This window comes from Aliikangiella sp. G2MR2-5, assembly GCF_015687155.1.
Taxonomy (GTDB): Bacteria; Pseudomonadota; Gammaproteobacteria; order Enterobacterales; family Kangiellaceae; genus Aliikangiella.
Window position 1 is genome coordinate 152469 of the sequence record NZ_JADPQF010000003.1, and the last position, 25371, is coordinate 177839.

Consider the following 25371-nt stretch of genomic DNA (forward strand, 5'->3'; position numbering starts at 1 on the left):
CGATTGGAATCAGAACCTTAGCGGCCCTCACGGCAACATACCATCTCTCTATCCTGCTTCTGTTTTTGAAAAGTTATATTTTAAATCAGGTTTAGGTAAAAGGTTATGTTAAAGATGTTTTTCCGTTTTGCGGTTCTGAATGACTTGGCGATTAGTCGTCACTTGTCTCGCTTGTTACCACTTGTTCTGGTTGGTGTACTTGCAGCGTGTGATCAGTCTCCCAAGGGTAATCTCCAACAAAGTGCCAGCCCCCTCAGTGATTTTACCGTATACAAACGCGAACAGTGTGGTTGCTGTAATGACTGGATCACCCATATTGAAAAGGCAGGTTATTCCGCCTTACAAGAAAATGTGAGTGACTTTGACTCGATTAAAGATAAATTTGGGATCCCGGCAAAACTGCGCTCATGTCACACCAGCGTTAGCCAGAAAGGCTATCTCTTTGAAGGGCATATCCCGGCAAAATTTATCCGTCAGTTTCTTGAGGAAAAGCCTGTAGACGCGATAGGGCTGGCAGTACCGGCGATGCCCACTGGGAGTCCGGGAATGGAGTTTGGTGATATGTTTATGCCCTATACCATTTATTTAATCCAGCGAGATGGCAGCTATAGCGTCTATGCCAGTGTGAAAACCTATAAGGAGCAATTTTGATGAGTCTACCAGGTAATATATTTAGACGAGCCTTTTTTATCGAAAGCTTCAAAGTCTGGGGGCGGCGGCTTTCTTTTGTCTGTTTAGCCATGGCGCTCCCTTTCGCTACAGCAGAAACTAAAAAACATAACTCGCAAATCCAACCGCTGACCTTGTACATGGCGGTGGAGCGGGCAATTAATAACGATCCCTTATTGGTAAAAAGCCGTCATCTGGAATCGGCACTGCGTGATAGAAGCGTTGCCGAGTCGAGCCTGCCCGACCCTACACTTTCTCTGAACCTGGCCAATTTGCCAACCGATAGTTTTGATTTTAATCAGGAGCCGATGACACAGTTTAAAGTTGGTTATAGCCAGATGATTCCAGGTGGTGATCGTCTTGAACTTAAGCAAAAAAGTTTAACCCAGATGGCCGACAGTTATCCTTTGCTACGACAGGTGAGAAAAGCACAGTTAACAGTGGAGGTGGGTAAGCTCTGGTTGCAGCTTTATCAGACGGAGCAAAGTATTCGGTTAATCAATGATAATCGTTTTTTGTTCGAGCATCTGGCTAAAGTCGCACAGGCGAGTTATTCCTCTGCTCTGGCGAAAACGCGGCAGCAAGATATTGTGCGTGCACAGCTGGAAATCACTCGACTGGAAGATCGCTTGACGCAGTTGCATCAAAAGCGAGAAACGATAAAGCAGCAACTTTCCCGTTTCATTGGTGCCGATTTTGCTGAAGGCTATCTTGAAAAGGAGACTGACTATCATTGGGAAAGCGTTTTGGCTAACGCTGAAACCACAGTCGCCAACAAGATCCAGCGGATCCCCTCGGCTTACCAGGGGGCAGAAAAGCTTTGGCAAATCCCGCGTCAAACCATGCAGGATATTTTGCGGCGTCACCCGGCTGTTAAAAGTCTGGAACAAAGTATCGCCTCAGAACAAACTAGAGTTGAATTGAGTAAACAGTCTTATCGCCCTAACTGGGGGATTAGCGCCGCCTATTCTTACCGCGACAACGACCCTTTAGGTAACGAGCGCTCAGACTTTTTATCTATAGGCGTTTCCTTTGAACTGCCACTGTTTACCGAAAATCGTCAGGATAAAAGCGTCGCCGCGGCAATAGCAAAAAGCGAAGCGGTGAAAATGGATAAGTGGCAAACCTTGAGAATGATGCTCGCTGATTTTAGCAGCCACGCTGCGCGCTTAAATCGAGTCGAGCAGCGGCGCCAGCTTTACGCTAAGACCTTGTTGCCGCAAATGCAGGAATTGGCCGAAGCGGCGCTAAACGCTTACACCAACGACGATGGTGATTTTGCCGAAGTTGTACGCGCAAGAATTGCCGAGCTCAATGCCAAGATAGACGTGCTAAAGATCGCAGTCGAACAGCAGACACTGTTGTTGCAGTTAAACTACTTTTTTATCGATGCCGACGAGGCGCAACCAGAGATGCGAATGCTCGGTAAGGTGGAGAATCTAAATGACTAATCAGAAAAACAATCGTTCAATATTGACCGGCGCTATTGCCGGTGCGGTTATTACCGCCGTTAGCTTTAGCGCGCTCATTTACACAGGGCTGTACCCTGCGCCAAAGGGAAATGAACAGTCTCCTGAAAATAGCGAAGGCTCAAACAAAGAGCCGCTTTACTGGGTAGCGCCGATGGACGCTAACTATCGCAGAGATAAACCTGGAAAATCACCGATGGGGATGGATCTGATCCCGGTTTATGCCGAAGATTCAGGAGGTCGTGACGCCGGACCTGGTGCCATCAAAATTTCTCCGGAAGTAGTTAACAATCTTGGAGTGCGCACCGCCAAAGTCGAGCGTAAACCCTTGCAGCGGGATATAAAAACTGTTGGCTATGTGCAATACAACGAAGACTTGCTGGTTCACCTTCACCCACGGGTGGAAGGCTGGATTGATAAGCTATTTATCAAGGCCGAAGGCGACCCGGTAAAAAAAGGGCAGGCGGTTTACGAGCTCTATTCACCAGCGCTGGTTAACGCCCAGGAAGAATTATTGCTGGCGCTGGAGCGAAAGAACCAACGCCTGATCAGAGCAGCTGAAGAAAGATTGGCGGCGCTGCAGATCTCCAGCAATATCGTCGCCGAGATCCAGCGTAGTAAAAAAGTCAAACAGACCATCCGCTTTTATTCGCCACAAGATGGCGTGGTTGATAATCTGAATATTCGACAGGGATTTTTTGTCAAACCGGGAACCACTTTAATGTCAATCGGTTCGCTCGCTCAGGTTTGGGTGGAAGCGGAAATCTTCGAGCGGCAGGTGCCCTGGGTTAAAGTGGGAATGCCGGTGAATATCAGTCTGGATTACCTGCCCGGTGAAATATGGGAAGGTAAGGTGGACTATATCTATCCTGCGCTGGACCCGAAAACTCGTACAGTCAAAGTTCGCTTACGCTTTAATAATCGAGATAATCTGTTAAAGCCGAATATGTTTACCCAGGTAACGATCCATGCCGCCAGTGAGCAGCAACGACTGGTGATCCCGAAAGAAGCCTTGATCAGAACCGGTGCACAGGATCGCGTTGTTCTAGCATTAGAGGACGGGCGTTTTAAGTCCGTTGCGGTAAAAGTGGGTATGCAGGATGAATCTAGAGTGGAAATTCTGCATGGTTTGAGCGAAGGTGAAAAAATTGTGACTTCCGCCCAGTTCTTGATCGATTCAGAATCGAGCAAAACTTCCGACTTCAAGCGGATGCAGTCGATGGATGATACTGAAACAGGTGTGCCTGATTCTGTGTGGGTTAGTGCGACTATCAATTCGCTGATGCCAGGACATCGCATGATTAACGCCACTCATGAAGCCATTAGCGAATGGGACTGGCCTGAAATGACCATGGATTTTGGCGTTGCCGAATCGGTGGATATGGCACAGTTGAGTGAGGGTATGTCATTACATATTGAAATTAGTAAAAACCCGGAGGGTCAATATGTGGTTACCAATGTTCACATAATGGATTCTCATTCGGACAAGGAGAGTGAAGCGACAGTATCTTCAGCAGAGGTCGAAGGGGTTATCAATCGTATCAACCGAGAACAACGTATGCTCAACATCAGTCGCGGTCCGATTGAAAAATGGAATCGACCGGCGGCGACGTTGGATTTTATTTTGGCCGACTCTATCGATATCGACAGTCTGTCGGTTGGCCAAAAAATTTATTTTAAATTTGAGATCCTTGAGGATTTTGTTATCGTCAAAATTCTTGGTGAGAAGCAACAGAATAATATCGAGCCGGCGACGCACCAGGGAGACCATCAATGATCGAAAATACGATTCGTTGGTCGGTTAAAAATCGTTTTTTCGTATTGCTGGCCACCTTAATTTTAATCGGCGTCGGTGCTTACTCGCTGAAGAATACGCCGGTCGATGCGATCCCGGATCTTTCTGACGTACAGGTAATTATCAAAACCACCTATCCCGGACAGGCGCCGCAAGTGGTGGAAGATCAAGTGACCTACCCGCTAACTACGGCTATGTTATCGGTACCAGGTGCGGTTACCGTGCGTGGCTATTCATTTTTTGGCGACTCCTACGTGTACGTCATCTTCGACGAAAAAACCGACCTCTACTGGGCGCGAAGTCGGGTGCTGGAATACTTGAGTCAGGTGGCACCCAGTTTACCTGCGGCAGCTAAACCGCAGCTCGGACCGGATGCTACCGGTGTTGGATGGGTATATCTTTATGCCTTGTCTGATCCGACCGGTAGACACGACCTTAGTCAGCTTCGAAGCATTCAGGACTGGTTTCTGAAATATGAATTACAAACGGTACCTGGTGTTTCCGAAGTTACCGCATTGGGCGGCATGGTAAAACAGTATCAGGTGCAGGTGAACCCGGATAAGCTGCGCGCTTTTTCTATTCCTCTTTCACATATTCAAATGGCGATCAAGCGCGCTAATCAGGAAATCGGTGCGTCGGTGGTGGAAATGGCCGAAGCCGAATATATGGTGCGCGCCACCGGTTATCTGCAAAGTGAAGTTGATCTGGGCAACGTACCTTTAGGTGTTAACGCTCAAGGTACACCTTTATTGCTTAAGGATGTGGCTGATATTTCCGCGGGCCCGCAAATGCGCCGTGGTGTCGCCGAGCTTAATGGCGAAGGCGAAGTGGTCGGTGGTATTGTGGTGATGCGCTATGGTGAAAATGCGCAAAAAACCATCGATGGTGTTAAAGCAAAACTGGAAGAACTTAAAGCCGGCTTGCCCGAAGGCGTCGAAGTGGTACCTGTGTATGACCGCAGTGCTCTGATTGAAAGGGCGGTGGAAAACCTCTGGTTTAAACTACTGGAAGAATTTGCCGTGGTCGCGCTGGTGTGCGTGATTTTTCTGTTTCATGTTCGTTCGTCACTGGTGGCGATTTTTTCATTGCCGGTGGGTATTCTTGCCGCATTTATCGTGATGCACTGGCAAGGCTTAAACGCCAATATTATGTCGCTGGGTGGGATCGCAATCGCCATCGGTGCCATGATCGATGGGGCGATTGTGATGATCGAAAACATGCACAAGCATATGGAAAAAACGGCGCTGACCAAAGAAAACCGTTGGCAGGTCGTCGCCGAGTCTGCCTCCGAAGTGGGGCCCGCACTATTTTTTAGTCTGCTAATTATTACCGTGAGCTTTTTGCCGGTGTTTACTCTGGAAGCGCAAGAAGGACGAATGTTCTCGCCGCTGGCCTTTACCAAGACTTATGCAATGGCTGCGTCGGCTGCTTTAGCGATCACTTTGGTACCGGTGCTAATGGGTTACTTTATCCGCGGTAAGGTTTTATCGGAACATAAAAATCCTTTGAATCGATTATTGACCGCGGCCTATCTGCCTGTTTTGAAAAAAGTTCTAGACTATCCTAAAACCTTATTGGCCGCCGCTTCGCTGGTACTTGCGATTGGTCTATGGCCATTGGACAAGATCGGTAGTGAGTTTATTCCGCCGCTGGATGAAGGCGACCTGATGTATATGCCGACGACTTACCCCGGCATTTCGATCGGTAAAGCACGCGAGTTATTACAACAAACCGATAAGTTGATCCGTACCCTACCGGAAGTAAAAAATGTTTTCGGTAAAGTCGGACGCGCGGAAACCGCGACCGACCCGGCGCCGCTGACCATGATCGAAACCTTTATCCAGCTTAAACCTCAGAGCGAATGGCGCGAAGGAATGACCAGCAAAGATATCATTAAGGAGTTAGATAAGTTGGTGAAATTTCCCGGGCTGACCAACGCCTGGGTGATGCCGATTAAAACCCGAATCGATATGCTGGCAACCGGGATCAAAACGCCTGTGGGGATCAAAGTCGCCGGGCCAGACCTCGCGCAAATCCAGAAGATAGGACAGCAACTGGAAACGGTACTAAAAGATGTGAAAGGCACCGCATCAGTCTATTCAGAAAGGGTGGCCGGTGGTCGCTATATCAAAGTGGATATTATGCGCGAAAAAGCGGCTCGTTACGGCTTGAATATTGCCGATGTGCAGCAAGTGGTTGCAACCGCAATCGGCGGTATGAATGTGACCAATACTGTCGAAGGATTGGAGCGTTATCCGGTGAATATTCGCTATCCACAAGATTATCGGGATTCGCCGGAACAGTTGTCATTATTACCTGTGGTAACGCCGAGTGGTCAACGTATTTCGCTGGGTGATGTTGCCAGGGTTTTCATCGAAGATGGACCGCCCGGGATCAAGAGCGAAAATGCGCGGTTAAACGGTTGGACTTTTGTCGATATTGAAGATGTCGATATCGGTAGCTACGTGGTGAAAGCGCAGCAGGTGGTGGCGGATAAAATCGAACTGCCGCCGGGTTATTCGCTCAACTGGTCAGGGCAATATGAGTATATGCTTAGAGCCAAGGCAAAGCTAACCTATGTAGTACCACTTACTCTGGCAATCATTATCATCTTGCTTTACGCCAATTTCCGAAACTTTGTAGAAGTAGCCATCATCATGGGAACTTTGCCTTTCGCGATGATAGGTAGTATCTGGCTTATGTATTTACAAGGTTATAACTTCTCTGTTGCGGTTGGCGTGGGCTTTATTGCGCTAGCTGGTGTAGCTGTCGAAATAGGGGTCATAATGCTGGTATATCTTAACCAATCCTACCAAAAATTAGTTGATTCGAGCCATGGAATGCTGACGGTAACACAATTGAAAGATGCGATAATTGATGGCGCAGGAATGCGTGTTCGACCGGTCATGATGACTGCAGCAGCAATTATTGTTGGATTGTTACCAATCTTGTATGGAACCGGGACTGGTTCCGAAGTAATGAGCAGAATTGCGGCACCTATGGTTGGCGGTATGTTGAGTTCGGTTTTTCTCACCCTAATCGTTGTTCCTGTAGTTTATTTTTTATGGCGCTCAAAAAAGCTGGTAAATGAGTAGCCTCTACCGGAAAATTCTAAAAATCTAATGAGGACTAAATATGAAAATTACTAATCTCACAATATCGTTAGTTGTTGGTTTCCTGTTGTTGTTTTCGATGGCAGTCAATGCTCATAGCAAATTAATCGCTAGTGAACCAGCGGATGGAAGTGTGGCTGATGCGTCTCCGGAAAAATTAAAGCTTACTTTTAGTAGCAAAGTGCGCCTGATAAAAGTAGAGATGAAAGATATGGAAGGTGAAAATGTCGAAATGGCTTTTATGCTTTCACCTATAGCGAGTGAGAATTTTGAGATCCCGTTGCCCAGGCTATTAGCCAAAAAGTATCGGGTGAGCTGGGTTGCCATGGGAAAAGATTCACACAAAATGAATGGAGAGTTTTCATTTGAAATCAAAACTAGCTCAGATACGGCTCAATAAAAAGCAGCCTAAATCAGTTGTTACAAAAGTGAGAATGGCTTAATGGATATTTCTGCTTGGGTGTTGATGTCGGTATTGCTAAAGCTTGGAATTTATTTATGTGCCTGTGTTGCAATTGGCGCTCCTTTTATTCGATATTTAGTGCTAACTCAAGCGCTCGATAAAGAGCGTCAGCTCGAATACTCAATTTCCCGATATTACGGAAGGTTAATTTTTCTGGGTGCAACTTTTTCAGTTTTTAATTTTTATGTTCAAGTTGGAGCGTTCGCGGAACAAGGCGTAAGTGGTATGTTCAACGCGGATTTAGCTGTAATGCTTTGGCAAAGCGCTGTTGGAGACATGATGTTATTCCAGTTGTCAGGCTTTCTGGTTATTGGCGTGAGTCAAAGTGTTGGACAAATTTCTGTTAGTCAAGGACTAAGTTTCAATAGTCGATACGTATCTGCGGTACTTTTTTTGACAGGCTTAACTTTACTTGCACTCTCTTTCAGTATGGTAGGGCATACCCTTGAGCATGGATTTATGGCTCGTATTATTTTGAGCATGCACTTGCTAGTTGTAGCTTGGTGGATTGGTACATTATTTCCACTAAAAAGCGCTTGTCGATTTTTAAATGTCGACTCTATTTTTCAGCTTATGGAAATATTTGGAAAAATTGCCAGTTATATTGTTGCGATACTGGTTATCTGTGGTGTGACTTTAGTTATCGTGATTGCTGATTTCAAACTAGATATATTCTATCAGGTTTATGGTTGGTTGTTACTTGCAAAATTGACACTTGTAGCTGGTATGCTAATGGTCGCGCTATACCACAAGCTTAAGCTGGTACCATCTTTAAAAGAAGAGTCTGGGGCAGCTTTAAAGTTGGAAAAATCGATTTCAAGAGAAATTTTACTTGCTATGATGATTTTATTGTTTACTGCGTTATTGACTTTAGTCGTCAGTCCATAGAGTCAGAATATCGATTAATATACTGCTTAGTATTTCCATCGAATTCTCTGTGTTATTCTAAGAATATTGAATGTGATCGATAGATTGTCAATAAATAGAACACGAATAAAAATAAACTTAAGGAGCTTTTAGTGAATATTTTCAAACTTAAAATTTTTGGTCAGGCCATATTTGTGCTTTTGCTGTCGATGCCTGCTTTATCTGAAAACAAACAGCACTCAGATATTGCTAAATCGCAATTCATAGGAATGGACTCTGACGTTGCCAAGGTTGTTAAAAAATTTCATCAGGCATTAGTCAATAAAGACAGAGAAACTGTATTAAGCTTGTTAAGCGAAGATGTTCTTATTTATGAAGGAGGGCGTGTTGAACGTTCTTCAAATGAATATGCACATCATCACATGCAGTCAGATATGGCGTTTTCTGCTGCGGTACCATCTAAAACCCTGGAGCATCAGGTCAAAGTTCTTGGAGATACTGCAATTTCGACTTCTCGTAGTCATAGAAAGGGAGAATATAAAGAACGAAGCATTAATTCCAGCGGTATGGAAACCATGGTTTTGAAAAAGACTACTAAGGGTTGGAAAATTATTCATATTCATTGGTCGAACTAACCGAGCAAAATGAGCATAGCTGAATAGTAGGGATAACGGAAGGTATTAACCGGGTGGAAGGTATAGCCAGGTTACAGGTGGAGCGGGCCAGGAATGGTAGCACCTGTCTTAATATTCTACCGGTCTCACGAAAACATTCAGTCAAATTCTTTCCAGGTGTTAGAGCTGTTGATTTAATCTATTTTCTTGACATTAGCCTTGAAAAATTGTGATTATTAAGCAAGCTGACAAATCGAAATTCTCGGAGGTTTCGCTTTCTCGCGATAATAGATAATGGGAAGAAAATTGAAAGCGCTATTACTCAATCTGGTAGTGTTAGTTGGACTAATGTTCAGCGGCAATTTGCTTGCCTGTTTATCTGACGATGATGCATCCTATGAGCAACATACAGAGTATCGCCAGGATGATGGAAGCTATTGGTATGTTTATATTCCGGTTACTAATTCCACTATCCATTATGTCTCTGTTGTTTCATCTGAGAAGGAACATAATCAAACTCGAGTTTCTGAAGAGGACTCATCTCATGAATGCGAATGCTGCGAGTATTGCCGCTGTACCGGTTGCTGCGCCGATTGCGCGCTCAGCACCTTTGCGACATTAGCACTACCTCTAAACGTTTCTCCTGATTTTTTCTTTGAGGGTCGAATTTCTCTTTTTAATGTGATTTACCATTCTTTATCCCCTTCTCCTATCGACCACCCACCAAAACCGGAAAATAGCTCTTTGGCATAGTTACGCCTGTTGAATAATATTATCTCAAAACAAGATTTTGTTTTCAGTCTTTAGCTAATATTCAAAAAACTAAATAACCATTATTCGAACTATTTCTCTGTTATCCAGTTGAAGAATGGCCGAGGGCAATCGACATAAATATTTCTAACAACGAAGGACTTCAGGTTGAGATTCTCGCAGTTGAAAATATAGCACATAGTTTTATGTCATAAACACTCTGAAGGAAAGTTAATTTCCATCCTTCAGAGAAGAGTTTTAAATCGCACACTTTTAAGCAAGCTCCGTGCAGGTGCGAAAGAATAATTTTAAGGAGTCAATATGAAAGTTAGTGAACTCGCAAAGAAATTAGAAGTTGCGCCAGATACCGTTAGGTTCTATACCCGGATTGGATTAATTAAACCGGTTATTGACGAAACGAACGGTTACAAACATTACGATAGAAAAGAGCAAGGTCGTCTTCGCTTTATTTTAAGTGCCAGGCACTTGGGTTTTACCGTTAAAGATATTAAAAGGATATTGCAAGAGTCAGACCAAAATAAAAACAGTTGTCCACTAGTAAGAAAGCTTATTGAGGAGAAATTGAAAGAAACTGAGCTACAATTTAAAGAAGCGCAAGCTTTGAGGGGACGCATGCAAAAGGCGATAGAAGACTGGAAAGATAAACCTGAACAAGAACCATCTAGCGAAATGGTTTGTCACCTAATTGAAGGCTTTTCGTTTTTCCACGGTAAGGAGCTTTGGGATGAATAACTCTGAAGAAGTTTGCGAACATAACACTTTGTCGCTAACCACTGAACTGCTCATTGAAGGCGCGGGTTGTGCAAGCTGTGTTGGAAAAATTGAAAATGCGCTGAATAGTCTCGAAGATGTTGAGTCTGCTACTATGAATTTTGCTGAGCGTATTGTGACTGTTGAAGGGACCGCTAGCACTGAACAACTTATTTCAGCAGTGGAAATCGCCGGTTATAACGCAAAAGTAATTCAGCTGAATGCAGAGTCTGAACGGTTGGATGAAAAAGAAAAAGCCGACGGGAAATATTACCGCAAGATGATGCGAGAAATGACCATCGCTTTGTCGCTCGGTATTCCATTGATGATTTATGGCATGTTTATCGGCGAAATGACGGTAAACACAAATCTTGAGCGACTGGGTTGGTTGATTGTCGGGGTTTTAACTTTTGCGGTGATGTATTTTTCGGGAAGACATTTTTATATCGGAGCCTGGAAGTCCTTCAAAAATCATTCTGCCAATATGGATACTTTGATCGCACTGGGGACGGCGACAGCCTGGCTCTATTCCATGGTCGTTGTTTTTGTACCACATGTGGTGCCCGACATGGCGCGACACGTGTATTTTGAAGCGACCGCAATGATCATTGGTTTAATTAATCTTGGACTTGCGCTGGAGGTGAAAGCCAGGGGAAAGACTTCCGAAGCGATCAAGCGCCTTATCGGGTTGCAACCGAAAACGGCTGAAGTGATCCGCGATGGTAAGAGTATCGAAATTAAAATCGAGCAGGTTTTATTGGAGGATATTGTCAGGGTCAAGCCCGGTGAAAAAGTGCCTGTCGATGGAATCGTCTGCGAAGGCCATACCGCGATTGACGAGTCTATGCTTACCGGTGAGCCGATGCCGGTTGAAAAAAAGGTTGGCGATGAAGTCGTCGCGGGTACGATCAACAAATCGGGTTCGATCCTGTTCAAAGCGACAAGAGTCGGCAAGGATACCGCATTAGCGCAAATCATCAATATGGTAAAACGGGCGCAAAATTCCAAGCCGCCTATTGGTCGACTGGCCGATGTAATCGCCGCTTATTTTGTACCAAGTGTCATGATTATTTCTGTGGTGAGCGCATTAATATGGCTCAATTTTGGGCCGCAACCGGCGGTCGCCTTTGCGGTTGTTTCTGCGACTACCGTATTAATTATTGCCTGTCCCTGTGCCCTCGGACTGGCAACGCCCATGTCGGTCATGGTTGGGGTTGGAAAAGCGGCCGAAGCCGGCGTGTTAATTCGCAATGGAGAAGCATTACAAACGGCTTCGAAAATTACCGCCATGATTTTGGATAAAACAGGAACCATTACTCTGGGAGCGCCCAAAGTGACCGATGTGATCACCATAGAGGGGGTTGAAGAGGCAGAAGTGCTGCAACTGGCGGCAAGCCTGGAAGCGGGTTCAGAGCATCCGCTTGCACTCGCGATTGTCGATTCGGCTAAGGAGCGGGGACTTGAAATTCTCAAGGTTGAAAGGTTCGAAGCGATTGCCGGACATGGTGTCAAAGCAAATTGTTCAGGATTGACTCTGCTTTTTGGTAATCCCAAGTTGATGCGGCAGAATGAAGTCGAAATTGAGCCCTTCGAGATAGAGGCTCAAGATTTGGCTAATGAGGCGAAAACGCCGATGTATTTTGCGGTGAACGGAAAACTGACCGCACTGATCGCGGTGGCAGATCCCATCAAGGAAGATTCTGATGCCGCCATTAAGCGACTGCAAAATAACGGTATTCGAGTGGTGATGCTAACCGGCGACAATCTGGCGACGGCGCAGGCAGTAGCAAACAAAGTAGGGATAAGTGAAGTGTTCGCGGATGTTTTACCCGAAGATAAAGTGGAAAAGGTCAAACAATTGCAAATGGAAAATGAAATCGTCGGTATGACCGGTGATGGAATCAATGACGCGCCGGCACTAGCCATGGCAAATGTCGGCTTTGCCATTGGCACGGGCACCGACGTGGCGATAGAAAGCGCCGATGTGACTTTAATGCGAGGTTCTTTGCATGGACTTGCCGATGCCATTGCTGTTAGCAAGGCGACCTTGAGAAATATCAAACAAAATTTATTCGGTGCTTTTATCTATAACGTTGCCGGTATTCCATTTGCTGCCGGTATCTTGTATCCCTTTTTCGGTCTCCTGCTGAGTCCGGTTATCGCCGGCGCTGCGATGGCTTTTTCTTCGTTGACGGTTGTCACTAATGCTAATCGACTCAGGCTGTTTAAGCCGGCGAAAAACTGAGGAGCGAATATGATGATAATGGTTAATATTCTGGGCCTTCTGTTGATAGCTCTCATTGTTTACTGGTTTTGGATCTATCGGGAGAAAGACACTCAGGTCAGCGAAAATAGTGTTCTGATTCTGGTTGAAAACGGAATCTATCAGCCGTCGAGAATAACATTTCGCACAGGGCAGCCATTTACGCTGAACTTTAAACGGATAGATGAGTCACCCTGTGCTGCGATGCTTTTAATTCCCGCGCTGGAAATTAGTCAGGAGCTTACTCTTGGTAAAATCACGCCGCTAGAATTGCCCGCGCTTGAAAAGGGAGAGTATGAATTTCACTGTCAAATGCAGATGTATCGCGGAACACTCATTGTAGAAAAATAAATGAAAAGGCAAGCTTTTACTTACTTTTCAAGATCTGAAAACAGGAATCCCCCTTTTCCTGAACTCGTGTTTTTTTCAAGTCGATTGTTCTCCCTTGCATAGGGTTGCTACTGTGTAACAATTTTACTGTTTTCCAAATTTTCTCTCAGTAGACAAATCTTTAGTTATTACCTTTTAAACGTAAAATATTTTTCCAGAGAGGTTATCTTCAAAAGTCTGTTTATCTTCGTACATAACTCTTTCAAGTTGAATCAAGTGTTTGAGTTTTGTGCACCATACTTGTGAGTTACACAAAGGTTCGATTTTTCTCTGTTAAAACCTAAAGTGAACAACTTTCATTTATTTGTGTGGTAGAGCTAAATTCAACCTGTGATTTGCTCATAGCTATTAAAAATTTGGTCGTATCTCTAACAATAATTGTCGGATATTGACTAACGTTTTTTTGAATTCTATGCCAGTTTTAATAGTAGTCACGGAAGCAGTCTGAATTTTCAGTCGTGGCATAACGATAAATATAATGAGGACTAGGAAATGAAAATAAAGACACTACTTTTGGCTTCGGCCGTTTCTCTTGCATCTACTAGCGCTATCGCAAATCATGCCTGGGGAGATTACCACTGGGCAACATCTACTGGAGTAGTCAACTTACCAGTGATTGACAGCGTTTCATCTGATTGGCAACAGTCGTTCGAGACCTCTATTTCGAAATGGAATCAATCCAACGCGATTAATCAGAACATTGAGTCAGCCGACGATGGCGCTCGTACTCGTAAACGCTGTAATGCGGTTACCGGTAAAATGCGAGTTTGTAATGCAAGCTATGGATACAACGGCTGGGCCGGATTGGCGTCAATCAACCTTGATTCTAATGGGCATATTACTCAGGGTACGGCAAAAATGAACGATAGCTATATGGCAGGTGATAGCGATGCTAGTCGTAATCATGTAATGTGTCAGGAAATTGGTCATGTATTTGGTCTAGGCCACACCAGTGAAGATGGTTCAAGCCAAAAAACCTGTATGGATTATTCGAATGATGTAAACAGCCAATGGCCAAACGCTCATGATTATCAAATGCTATCAGACATTTATAATCATGTTGATGGTTACGATACTGCAATTCCAGGAGATAGCGGAGGCTGTAAAGGTGGTCCTAAGAAGTGTGGCAAGCAGTCAGGTAATCTGGGTGTGAAGGTATTCCAACGTGGCCGTCACCAAATTTGGGTAGAGCCGGGGGCAAATGGATCAACATGGATCCATCATGTCACTTTAGCTGAAGGGCATGATGATATTGTCCACGACGAGCATTAATCGATTAATGAGTCATCAAGGATCTACCGGAAGGTAGGTCCTTGTTCAATTTAAATAATTATTATCGCAAATACAGGTTGTACTACTTGCTCTTATCCCACCCTGATTTCAGGGAAAATAACGTGTAAAGCTTTATAGAAATCGCTCATCTCATCTTCCAATACGCCATCAATGCTAATCAAGTGGATAAGTTTTTCCATAAAGTGCATTTTGACTACTGGATTGTCTTTCAGATAGTGATTAACAGTTTCCAGATCTTTTTCATAGCTACTGCTTGCCGATTCTGCTGCACTTTTCAGGAATTCTGCCTGTGCATCCTTGAGGTCGAATTCTTCCATCAATATTTTTTTAAAGTCATGGACTTCTTTACTAGTGACTTTATGATCTTCATTAATGATATGATAAAGCACAGATGCTAACGCAATATGGATGGCTTGATCGTCGCTATGATTAAACAGGTGGCTATTCTCATCTAATGAATGAAACCACTGAGTGATTGACTCGAACATTGCTATAAACCTTATTTCATTCTGGATTTTGCTTTTCTTTCCTTTCGGAATTCTTTTCGTGCGGAAGAATAGACTACATTCATTGTAGGGGAAGCCGGTCGTGCTATCAACATAAAGCTGTATCTCGTCGGGTATTGGCAAAATGCTACAAAACTACTATTTAATAGAGGCTTAGGGGGAATTTTTTGAAGTTTGCTTTCTTTTTGCGTAAATATCATAAATGGTTGGCTTTAATCGTTGGTGTACAAGCTCTTGTGTGGTGTGTCAGCGGCTTGTATATGGTTTCCGTTCATATCGATATGATTCACGGCGATCATCTGGTTAAGCACCGAAGCAAGCAAGTGATAAGCAGCAGTATTCAGCCGTTATCTGAAGAGTTTTTGTCGTCATTTCCTGAAGTTCAAACAATAAGCCTAAAGTCCGGAGAGCGAGGGAGTGAATACCATCTGAAGACTGCAAAACAGCTCTTTCGCCTTGATGCAACATCATTAGAAATGTTACCTGAAGTTTCTGAGTCTGAAATTCGACAAGCTGCGCAAGCGCTTTATGCCGGAAAAGCCAAAATACATACCGTAAAGCGGCTGCAAAGCTTTCCTCGAGAGCTCGGAGGAAGAGAGAAGCCCATTTGGCAAGTTAGCTATGATGACTGGCTCAACTCAACTTTGTACTTCACTGAAGATACCGGTGAACTGAGAAGTAAAAGAACTGATTTGTGGCGTTGGTTCGACTTTCTCTGGATGCTCCATATTATGGATTATCAGGAAAGGGAAAATCCCCACAACCGATTGCTAATGTTTGCCGCTTCTTTAGGACTATTGTTGGCTGTTACTGGACTAGGTTTGTTGTTTTATAGTTTTAAAAATCAGTCTGCACAGAAGAAGGGACTTTTAAATGGCATTAAGAAGATTCACAAGTGGGTAGCAGTATTTTTGGGTATTCAGCTTGGTTTGTGGATGCTCAGCGGACTAATGTTTAATCTGCTTTCTCCACAAAAAGTCAGCGGGAGATACCTTCTCACTAAATCGAGTGAAGAACGATGGCAAGTTGAGGATTATCAACAATTGTCCAATATTTCAAATCTGTTGAATAACTACCCTCAGGCAACGCTGGTTGAAACCGGAATGTTTTTATCGAAACCTGTATTTATAGTTACTCAGGCAGATAAGTCGCTGCTGGTTGATGCGCATTCTTTGCAACCCGTTCGGATCAACGAAGTCAGGGTTCTTAAACTATTAGAAACTCGCTATCAAGGTGATGGCCAATTGAAGTCATTAATTTTGGAGACACAGAGGACAACAGAAAACCGCAAGTATGCTTTGCCAGTCTGGAAGGCAAGCTATAACGGAGAAGAGAACGCCGCGGTTTATATCAGTGCAGAAAAGGGCACCCTGTTAGGAGCAAAAACGGATACCTGGCGATTGTTCGATCTATTTTGGATGTTGCATATCATGGACTATTCCGAACGTGACAATATGAACAATGCATTGGTAATTTTTGCGGCTGGCTCAACCTTGTTTATTGCATTGACCGGGATTTGGCTGATTTTTTCTGTTTTTCGATGGCAGGATTTCAAATTTTGGGCTCATCACCGTCGCTTTCCAGTACTACTGAAGGCTAAGAATGGTTACTCTGGTGAAGTTTTTGCACTTTCATGTCGATCGATTTTTGAGTCGCTAAGTAAAAGTGGGTTCAATATACCTTCCAATTGTGGTGGCGGAGGCAGTTGTGGTCTTTGCTCCGTCAGGGTTGAAGGAGATGCGCCATTGACTAGCGCTGACAAAATAATGATTTCGCCCGAAAGACTTGCCGAAGGCTATCGTTTGTCGTGTCAATTGAAGCCTGAAACTGGACTTTCTATAGAGCTTCCTTCGCAGGTACTAGCTGGTCAGCTGCTGACTTGTCGAGTTGAGTCGACTCGTCTGGTAACCCCGCTTATCAAGGAAATTTGCCTGTCTTTTGTCGATGGAAAGACTTTAGAATTCGAATCCGGAGAGTATGTAATGTTGCATATTCCCGAAGGAAAAACAGACCTGGCAGCGATTGAAGTTCCTGAACAATTTGAACAAAGCTGGTCAGCACTTAATCTCAGAAAAGTTCAATCTGTGCGGACGGATAATATTCAGCGAGCCTATTCCATGGCAAATCCGCCAGTCGAAAATGACAGGATATTGCTTAACGTTCGTCTGGCCATTTCTAAAAAAGCCGGTGAAGCGGATTCTGGTTTTGATATCCATTTAGCTGGTAAGGCATCCGCTTTTCTTTTTGCAGCAAAAGTCGGAGATGAACTAAAGTTGAGCGGACCATTTGGCCAATTTCATGTTATCGATTCTGATCGGGAGATGGTTTTTATTGGCGGCGGCGCGGGCATGGCTCCTATTCGCGCACATATTCTTCACCAACTTAAAACCTTACATAGCCAACGAAAAATCTCTTTCTGGTTCGGAGCGAGAAACCAGCAGGAAATTTTCTATCAATCACTGTTTGATGAGTTGTCGACAGAATATGGTAACTTTAGCTGGCATCTCGCGCTTTCGGATGAACCGGAGGAAAGTGACTGGCAAGGAGAGAGGGGTTATATTCATCAATTGGTGGAAAGAGCATTTCTGGCTGAACAGGAGAATATGCTAAATTGCGAGTTTTATGTTTGCGGACCATCAGCTATGAACCAGGCTGTGAGGTCTGTTTTACTTGCTGCTGGTGTGCCAAATACTCAGATTGTTATCGATGATTTTGGTTAACCATACCATCTGTTCGAGACTGGAAGGATCAATTGCTAGATTTGAACAACTTTCTGCCATATTTGAGCACCACTTCGATAGATTTTACTTTTAAAAATCGGATACCATACAGCAAAATAAAATCATTTATCAGATAACCGGGGGAAGGGGTGCCGTTAGTTAAGTCGTTATTCTGTATCAAAGGGTATGACAACGGACGTCGATATTTGGCAATTAGTCTTGCCTGCTATTTATTATTTCTGATGTTAAGTTCGGTCCTGGCCAAGGCTCCTGTATTACTGATTCTTTTGCTGGTGATCGCGAGTCCGGTGATTTTGGCATCTTCCATGCGCCGTATTCACGATGCAGGGCTAGCCACGCCATTAGCAGGTATTCCCCTTATGGTATACTGGCTAGCCGTGTTCGCGATCACTTATGTCGAGCATGGGGCTATTTGGCTGTTGTTGATAGTGTCCTTGCTAGTTACTCTTGGACTGGCACTTTTAAAAGATCCACGACAGCGAGGACCGTCTCAATATGTTATGGGATATTCTGGTCCGATAGCGATTCAGTCATCTGAGTCTGTAGCACCACAAAATTTTGAACGTATAGAGCCCACGCTGGCGGGGCACCACCATGAAGATGTTCAGGATAAAGCTCAAATTGAAAATAATGCAAAAACAGAAGAGCGTGCGCCAGTTGCTGACTTGTTTCAGTCTGTCGAGAGTGAAACTCCGCTCGCTGCAGAGCGTCCTCATTCACCCCAAAAACAGTTTGAACGAGAGAGCCACCGGGGTTACTCTCGGTCTCATAAAGGAAGTGGTTGGGAAGCTGCGCTACAGAAGTGGCTACAGGAAAATCGTCGAATTGCTCTGGTCGCGCTAAGTATTCTCTCTATTATTATTGTTGGGATTATTGGTTTTTCCCTTCTACCTGAAGACACAGAAAAAAATCTGGATAAAGGAACGCAAAGCAAGCCTCTTCCTGTCGCCAGAGAAAGGTTGAACAAAGTTGAAATGCCGGATAATTTCTGGGTGATGCATGACCAATATGATGCGCTTACCATTGCCTGGCAAGGTGAATTAAAAGATGATGGCTTTCTCTGGTCAGCGTTAACTGCAGAAGGCGATAACTCTTGTGTAGAAATTATCTTTAGTCGTCAAGTTCGCTTTAGAGCACTTCAGGTATCAGTTAAAAATGGCGGTGATTATTACGCTGATTTTTCTCCAGTTGATTCGAAAGAATTGATAGAAGCCATAGCTAAGCTCAGCCAGTTTAAGCTCTGTGGCTATGAATTTTCCTTAAAGGGGACCCAGGCTAAATTAATGGTCAATAAAAAGTATTCGGATTATTTAATGTCAGACGAATAACTTAAATTTCTGATCATTAAACCTGACTTAAACTATCAGCGTGACGCACCCAGCGATTGCATAGCGCCTCGGCAACCACATCCTGGGCAGACAAAATTTCATCAGCACAGAGATAGACATCGGTTAACAGGTGGCTATCTCTAACCAGATCTGCGAAGCGATATTCAAGAGCACCAGTTTGTCTTGTACCTAACACTTCTCCCGGGCCACGTAATTCGAGATCTTTTTCTGCGATGACAAAGCCATCATTCGAACTACGCATAACTTCCAACCGCTGCTGGGCGTTTTTGGAAAGCTGTCCGTGGTACATTAACAAACAGTGGCTTTCTTTATCACCACGGCCGACGCGTCCACGTAACTGATGAAGTTGGGACAGGCCAAGGCGCTCGGGGTTTTCTATAATCATCAGGCTGGCGTTAGGTACGTCGACACCAACCTCAATGACAGTGGTTGCAACCAGCAAGTCAATTTCCGCATCTTTGAAAGCCTGCATCACTCTTTGTTTTTCAGCAGGTTTCATACGACCATGAATTAATCCAACTCGTAGACTTGATAAGACCGTTTGCAGTTGCTCATAGGTTGCTTCTGCCGCCTGGCACTGAAGTTCTTCAGAATCTTCAATCAGAGTACAAACCCAGTAAACTTGTCGCTTGTCATTAAGACAGGCTTGTCGAACCCGCTCGATGACCGCATCCCTTTTGCTATCAGACATTACAACGGTCTGAATTGGTTTTCTCCCCGGTGGTAGTTCATCGATAACTGAAAGGTCCAGATCTGCATACGCTGTTTGGGCAAGAGTTCTGGGAATGGGGGTGGCGGTCATAACCAGTTGATGAGGATGTAACTGCTTCTGATTGTCGCCCCATCCTTTTTCTAACAGCGCTTTTCGCTGCTCGACACCAAATCGGTGCTGCTCATCAATGACGACCAGAGCTAAATCTTTAAAAATGACCTGATTTTGAAATAGCGCATGGGTACCAATGACTATTTCGGCCTGCCCGGATTCTATGGCAGCCAGCGCATCGCGCTTTTCTCCAGCTGACATTTTACTGATAAGTAGCACTGCCTTTATTCCCAGAGGCTTACACCAGTTCGCAAACGCCTTAAAATGTTGTTCCGCCAATATTTCTGTGGGGGCCATCAAAGCTGCCTGATGAGTGTTTGAAACTACATTGAGCATGACACAGGCCGCAACCAGCGTTTTTCCTGAGCCTACGTCCCCTTGTACCAGCCGCATCATAGGATATTTCCGGGCCATATCTTTCTCGATTTCACCAATGACTCTTTGTTGAGCTGTTGTCAGGGTGAAGGGAAGGTCGGAAATCAGCTTGGCGGCATAGTTTGATTTCTCGGGGATAGAAGCGGCTAATCGTTGCTGCCCCCGATGCTTTATCTTTAGCATTGCAATATGTTGAGCTACCAGTTCTTCAAATGCGAGCCGTTGAATCAGTGGGTGGTTACCACTTTGAAGTGCGCTTAAAGACAAATCTAGCGGTGGTTTATGTAATGTTGTTAGCGCATCAACAAGTGGTGGAAATTTCAAAGATGTCAGCCATTTCTCTGGTAGTAGCTCCCTCACCCTTGCTCGCTTAAGTTGAGTAAGCGCTTGCTCCATCAGAGAAGATATTATTCTTTGTTGCAGTCCGTCAGTACTTGGGTAAATTGCCTTTAATCCTTGTTCCAGTACGGGGGAGTCCTGCTCTCGAAGGTATGTTAGTTCTGGGTGGATCATGCTATAGCGTCTTCCGACTAGCGTCGCCTGACCATAGCATTGGATGTACTGTCCTCTTATAAACTGCTTTTTTTGCGCCATCGAGAAATAGAAAAGTCTGATATCCATCAAACCTGAGCCGTCAGATATTCGACAAACCAGAGAGCGCCTTTTACCAAATGTAATGTCTGCAGCTTCGATCTGACCAAAAACTAATGCACTTTCCCCCTGCCTCAACTCGCCTATCGGACAAACGCGACTTCTGTCCTGATATTTATAGGGTAAGTGGAACAGTAAATCTTCCAGATTTTTAATACCCAGCTGCTCGAGCTTTTGAGCTACTTTGGGACCAACTCCTTTCAGCGAATCGACACCAATTCCTGCCAATCTCGTTTGCAAGGTGATTCCTTATTCGATAGGTAAAAGATCAACCTGACCAGCCAGAGCCTGTTGCAAACTTCTGGCGACAACTTCTACCGCTTCTTTTCTGGGAAAACTGGAACGCCAGGCTAGAATAATTCTTCTTTTCGGAGCCGGTTCAGCAAAAGGACGTGAATCCAGGCCGGGATAATCGGTTTGTTTTGCTAACGCAGTTACCGGCATGACTGTGATTCCAAGTTTCATGGCCACCATGTGGCGAATGGTTTCCAATGAGCTGCCAACTACCCAGTTATCTTCACTACTACTAGGAGAATGGCAGTTTGGACAAGCGGCAATAACTTGATCGCGGAAACAGTTGCCCTTTCCCAGCATGAGCAAATCTTTATTGGGAATATCTTCTACCTTAACTTCAGACATTTCAGTAAACGGGTGTCCTTCGTAAAAAAGCGGCATAAAGTCTTCATCATAGATCTCTAGCGTGTCGATGGCCGGGTCAGAGAAAGGCAGGGCCAATACTGCGATATCAATTTCTGCCTTAAGCAGTTTTTTACGAAGATTTTCAGTGTAGTCCTCGTCGATATGCAAAGGCATTTCTGGATAATGTTCACGCATATAAGGTATTAGTGAGGGATACAGGTAGGGGCCGATGGTAAAAATAGCGCCTAACTTGAGGACACCCTGTAGAGGGTTTTTTTGCAGTGTTTTCAGGTAAGTGAGTTTTTCAGCTTCTTCGATAACTTTTTGTGCTTGCTGAACTACCGCCTCGCCTTCCGGGGTTATTTCAACTTGGCGTTTACCCCTTTGGAAGATGGTTATACCCAGTTCTTCTTCGAGTTTACGGATTGCAATGCTCAAGCTGGGTTGACTGACGTGACAGGCTTCTGCTGCTTTGCTGAAGTGCTGCGTTTGAGCCACGGCGACGACATATTTCAGTTCATTCAGGGTCATAGCTATTTTCTTGGAAATGAAGTTTTGAATATGATAAATCTATAAAAGAGAGAAGGCAATGGTGACGGGAGTGAAAAAAGCCCCACAGTATGTGGGGCTTTAATAGCAACTATTTAAAAGTTTACTGTGTAAGTAAGGGCATACTCTCTTCCAATCGGATTTGAATAGCCGCCGTTGTTGAAGAACCAAGGCCAGTTGTTGCTGGTTGGGTCTTCCGCTGGATCTGTGTTAAGCAAGTTATTGATCCCAAGGTTTACTCGACCGTACTGACCGAAATCATAACGGACACTCATGTTAACCAGGTCATAAGCTTCGATGAAGTCTTGCTTTTCACAATTTGCAGAGAAGACACCACACATTTCATCAATCCAGACGTAACGTAGAGTCGCTCCCCATTCATCCATAGCCCAATCAGTTGTCAGGTTGAATCGGTAATCCGGTTGTGTAGCGATACCGGTGTTTTCAACAACTGCTGAGTTAGCGTCAAATTGAGTTTTAAATGAGTCAACGTAAGCCAGGTCCGCTTTGAAGTTGAATTCACCAACACCATCAGTAATGAGCTTGTAGTTAGCCGCTAAATCTGCCCCTGTGATTTCTTGCATCGACAAGTTTTGTGCCGTAGCAGAAATTTGTGACAGCAAGCCTTGTGCATTTCGCTGAATGTTCTCACAATAGGTACCAAGCGTATCACAGCTATTGATCATAAATTGTGCGCCCGCAGTAGAAACGATATTCTCAAGTCGAATGCGGTACATGTCTAAGCTGAGATCAAGTCCATCTGTTGCTTGCCAAACGATTCCAAGGTTGAAGTTTTTACCTTCTTCTTCTTCCAACGCGATGTTTGCACCAGTTCTAATTGGCACTGATTGTTGTTGCCATACGCCAGCATTAGGGTTGGTGTAGTTCCCATTAGCATCTTGTGCACAGAAGGCATCGCTTGAGGAAACCGGTTGTGCTGGATTATTTGCGTCTTGACAGAAGTTTGGATCGTTAACCGTTTGGAAAGCTGAAGTAACTGCACCAAACAAACGCTGTAGATCGGGAGCTCGGAAACTCTCACCCGCGGTCATGCGCACCAAAAGTTCATCAGTTGGGCGGTATGTTAAAGCTATACGAGGACTAACTGCGCTACCTGTGTCTGAGTCATCATCATAGCTATCTCTTCTTACAGCAACATCAAGCTCTAATTCATCAGTAAATGGCATTGCAATTTCAAAACCGATACCGGAATGCTTACGCTCGCCTGCACCAGCAGAACTACCATCAAAAGCGTCACCAGCTAAACTAATTGGATCTGCCGTGTTATAGAATGACTGCTTTTCGTGATCTCCGAAAATTGCGAATTGTGCGTTTCCACCACCAAGTTCCCAATCTAGTTCACCAGAGATTTGGAAGTCCAGGTTAACATTTTCCGACTCACCTTCACGTAGTGAATCGAAACTTACACTGTTAACTACTGATTGAGGAATAATCTGGAATAAATCTAAACCATCTGATACCAAATTGTTGAATGCAGAGCTGATAATGTTTCGACGTTTGTTGGTAAATCGAGTTTGATTGTAACCAAGCGAAACTTCCCAATCATACATCGATTGACCAAATGTACCCTCAAGGCCAACTAAAACGTTGACTCCATCGTTTCTTAATTTACCGGTTCTATCACCAAACTCAAACAGTCGGCGTCTAAAGAAGCCATCTCGCTCATCAGCAGTGCCTGTTGTAGGGTTATTATCTGCTCCTACTGGAACATATCCCCATAGATAGTCAGGAGTTACACCATCAGCCAAGTACCAGTAAAATGGGGCGCTGGATGGAGCGACAGTCGTATTGTTGTCTGCTGGTTGTTGACCTCCGAACCAACCATTGTAGTAATTAGGTTCGAGATTGGTGTTGGTTTCGTACACAGAAAAGCCCGCGCGCGCATAACCACTAATATCAGGAGTAAACTCTTGATCGATTCTTACCGAAATTGCTTTGCGGTCGTTTTCTGGAAAAAGCTGTCTATGTGCAGTTCTGTTGTAGCGGCAGTAGTCTCCTTCAATGCCGGTGTCAATTAACTGACTACCTAAAGGATCATTTGGATCGCCACAATTTTCATATGGAATAACCGCAATAGTTCCATCGGCATTGAATGCTTCAAAGCTGGCGCCGCCTGAACTGTACACGCCTCTTGGGTTCGCGACATCTGAAGCTGCATAGTCTCTTTGGCTCGCCCACAAGGTGTCATTGTGTTGGTATTCTGCCATAACATTAATAGCTGTTTTACCGTTGACAACACCTGATACGAAAGATACTCGAGAGTTTTTGTAGCCGCCATCAGAAGTGTCACCCAATCTTACAGATAATTCGGTACCTTCAAAGTCTTTGCGGGTAATAATATTGATAACGCCTGATACAGCATCTGAACCATAGATAGCAGATGCGCCATCAGTCAATATTTCCACACGCTCGATCATGGTTGAAGGAACTGCCGACAAATCAACAAAGTTCGATGTACCCGAGTTAGCAACAGGGTAAATTGGCAGACGTTTACCATCAATTAAGGTTAATGAGCGACCATTACCAAAGCCTCTTAAATTTACGGATGATGCACCAGGTGTAAAGCCAAAGGTAAAGCTTTGATCAACTGAGCCTCCAGTGTTTTGAGTTAGTGAATCAAGCGCATCTTGCAAAGTCGCATAGCCCTGTTTATCCATCTCCTCTCGTGTAATGACTACCATTGGTGAAACACCTTGAGTGTCAATACGCTTAATACGGCTTCCGGTGACAACAATTCTATTGTCTTCGGCACTTTCTTCTTCCGCTGCTTGAATGGAAGCAGTATTAAATGCAACCAAACCAGCAGCTGCAAATAGCGCTGTTTTTAACGCCATCGAAACTGGTTTAATTTTAAATAACTCATTCTTCATAGGAAAACCCTGTAGTTGTTGACTTGTTTTGTTTAGAAATTTTTTTGCCACTTTTTTATGTGGTTTGAAATTTAGTATTAACAAAAAAATCTCATGGATTAATCAAACCAAAAAAGAAATTAAAGGACAATAAAACAAGCTTGAACTATTGTTGAATTAATGTTGAATTTTTGTTTGCTCGAAACTTTGTGATAGTTTTTTTGTAGTGCATTTTTCTTGTTTCAATTTTTCAATCTATTTTCAAGTATTATTCAATCACTTCGGGGTTGTTTAATTTTGTCAAAAATAAGATTATTTAATTGTAGCGATTAGCTACATCCCTGGTTGTAACCCTCATTGATCTGCCGATCGGAGGGTTTTTTTTTGTTCAAAATAAAAGTTACTTTAGAT

The 25371-nt window shown here is 44.2% G+C and carries 18 protein-coding genes; 14 read left to right on the plus strand and 4 right to left on the minus strand.

Translation table 11 applies throughout. The features are described from left to right. Positions 1 to 105: 105 nt before the first annotated feature. The 12 genes from IYN84_RS11220 to IYN84_RS11275 all read left to right on the plus strand — a co-directional run bounded on the left by IYN84_RS11220 (position 106) and on the right by IYN84_RS11275 (position 14436). Positions 106 to 651 carry a DUF411 domain-containing protein gene (locus IYN84_RS11220; RefSeq protein WP_246722857.1) on the plus strand — a complete coding sequence of 182 codons (546 nt, stop codon included), beginning with the start codon at positions 106 to 108 and terminating at the stop codon, positions 649 to 651. Continuing rightward, positions 651 to 2120, plus strand: a complete 1470-nt coding sequence (locus tag IYN84_RS11225) for a TolC family protein (protein WP_196139312.1) — start codon at positions 651 to 653, stop codon at positions 2118 to 2120. Before IYN84_RS11220 ends, IYN84_RS11225 begins: the two co-directional genes overlap by 1 nt. Continuing rightward, the gene (locus tag IYN84_RS11230; protein ID WP_196139313.1) at positions 2113 to 3915 is read left to right on the plus strand and encodes an efflux RND transporter periplasmic adaptor subunit; all 1803 of its coding nucleotides are present in this window, start codon (positions 2113 to 2115) and stop codon (positions 3913 to 3915) included. Before IYN84_RS11225 ends, IYN84_RS11230 begins: the two co-directional genes overlap by 8 nt. Continuing rightward, entirely contained in the window at positions 3912 to 7028 is a 3117-nt protein-coding gene (locus IYN84_RS11235) for an efflux RND transporter permease subunit (RefSeq protein WP_196139314.1), read from the plus strand. Before IYN84_RS11230 ends, IYN84_RS11235 begins: the two co-directional genes overlap by 4 nt. Positions 7029 to 7068: 40 nt before the next feature. Beyond that, complete coding sequence (locus IYN84_RS11240) at positions 7069 to 7446, plus strand: copper resistance CopC family protein (protein ID WP_196139315.1); 378 nt, start codon at positions 7069 to 7071, stop codon at positions 7444 to 7446. A gap of 42 nt (positions 7447 to 7488) precedes the next feature. After that, positions 7489 to 8397 (plus strand): copper resistance D family protein, encoded by a 909-nt coding sequence (locus tag IYN84_RS11245; protein WP_196139316.1) that lies wholly within the window; start codon positions 7489 to 7491, stop codon positions 8395 to 8397. Positions 8398 to 8528: 131 nt separating this feature from the next. Next, positions 8529 to 9011, plus strand: coding sequence for a DUF4440 domain-containing protein (locus IYN84_RS11250; RefSeq protein WP_371734858.1), 483 nt, complete (start codon positions 8529 to 8531; stop codon positions 9009 to 9011). Positions 9012 to 9284: 273 nt separating this feature from the next. Beyond that, complete coding sequence (locus IYN84_RS11255) at positions 9285 to 9743, plus strand: hypothetical protein (RefSeq protein WP_196139317.1); 459 nt, start codon at positions 9285 to 9287, stop codon at positions 9741 to 9743. Positions 9744 to 10061: 318 nt separating this feature from the next. Beyond that, a complete protein-coding gene (locus IYN84_RS11260; protein ID WP_196139318.1) occupies positions 10062 to 10493 on the plus strand; it encodes a MerR family transcriptional regulator in 432 nt (143 codons plus the stop codon). Beyond that, positions 10486 to 12756 carry a heavy metal translocating P-type ATPase gene (locus IYN84_RS11265; RefSeq protein WP_196139319.1) on the plus strand — a complete coding sequence of 757 codons (2271 nt, stop codon included), beginning with the start codon at positions 10486 to 10488 and terminating at the stop codon, positions 12754 to 12756. The genes IYN84_RS11260 and IYN84_RS11265 overlap by 8 nt, the downstream gene beginning before the upstream one ends. Before the next feature lie 9 nt (positions 12757 to 12765). Next, positions 12766 to 13125, plus strand: a complete 360-nt coding sequence (locus IYN84_RS11270; RefSeq protein ID WP_246722860.1) for a cupredoxin domain-containing protein — start codon at positions 12766 to 12768, stop codon at positions 13123 to 13125. A 531-nt stretch (positions 13126 to 13656) separates the two neighbouring features. Further along, a complete protein-coding gene (locus IYN84_RS11275; protein ID WP_196139320.1) occupies positions 13657 to 14436 on the plus strand; it encodes a hypothetical protein in 780 nt (259 codons plus the stop codon). Between the two features lie 92 nt (positions 14437 to 14528). Here IYN84_RS11275 and IYN84_RS11280 read toward each other — a convergent pair whose 3' ends face one another. Further along, a complete protein-coding gene (locus IYN84_RS11280) occupies positions 14529 to 14945 on the minus strand; it encodes a TerB family tellurite resistance protein (protein WP_196139321.1) in 417 nt (138 codons plus the stop codon). A 185-nt stretch (positions 14946 to 15130) separates the two neighbouring features. On the opposite strand from IYN84_RS11280, the gene nqrF reads away from it, so the two are divergent. Both nqrF and IYN84_RS11290 read left to right on the plus strand, forming a co-directional pair. Beyond that, positions 15131 to 17683, plus strand: coding sequence for an NADH:ubiquinone reductase (Na(+)-transporting) subunit F (nqrF, locus tag IYN84_RS11285; RefSeq protein ID WP_196139322.1), 2553 nt, complete (start codon positions 15131 to 15133; stop codon positions 17681 to 17683). A 149-nt stretch (positions 17684 to 17832) separates the two neighbouring features. Further along, the gene (locus IYN84_RS11290) at positions 17833 to 19032 is read left to right on the plus strand and encodes a hypothetical protein (protein ID WP_196139323.1); all 1200 of its coding nucleotides are present in this window, start codon (positions 17833 to 17835) and stop codon (positions 19030 to 19032) included. A 16-nt stretch (positions 19033 to 19048) separates the two neighbouring features. On the opposite strand, the gene recG is transcribed toward IYN84_RS11290, so the two are convergent. The 3 genes from recG to IYN84_RS11305 form a co-directional block, all read right to left on the minus strand. Beyond that, positions 19049 to 21142: an ATP-dependent DNA helicase RecG gene (gene recG, locus IYN84_RS11295; RefSeq protein ID WP_196139324.1), complete on the minus strand. Its 2094-nt coding sequence runs from the start codon at positions 21140 to 21142 to the stop codon at positions 19049 to 19051. Between the two features lie 9 nt (positions 21143 to 21151). Then, positions 21152 to 22072 (minus strand): hydrogen peroxide-inducible genes activator, encoded by a 921-nt coding sequence (locus IYN84_RS11300; RefSeq protein ID WP_196139325.1) that lies wholly within the window; start codon positions 22070 to 22072, stop codon positions 21152 to 21154. A gap of 113 nt (positions 22073 to 22185) precedes the next feature. After that, the gene (locus tag IYN84_RS11305; protein WP_196139326.1) at positions 22186 to 24981 is read right to left on the minus strand and encodes a TonB-dependent receptor domain-containing protein; all 2796 of its coding nucleotides are present in this window, start codon (positions 24979 to 24981) and stop codon (positions 22186 to 22188) included. Between the last annotated feature and the right edge of the window lie 390 nt (positions 24982 to 25371).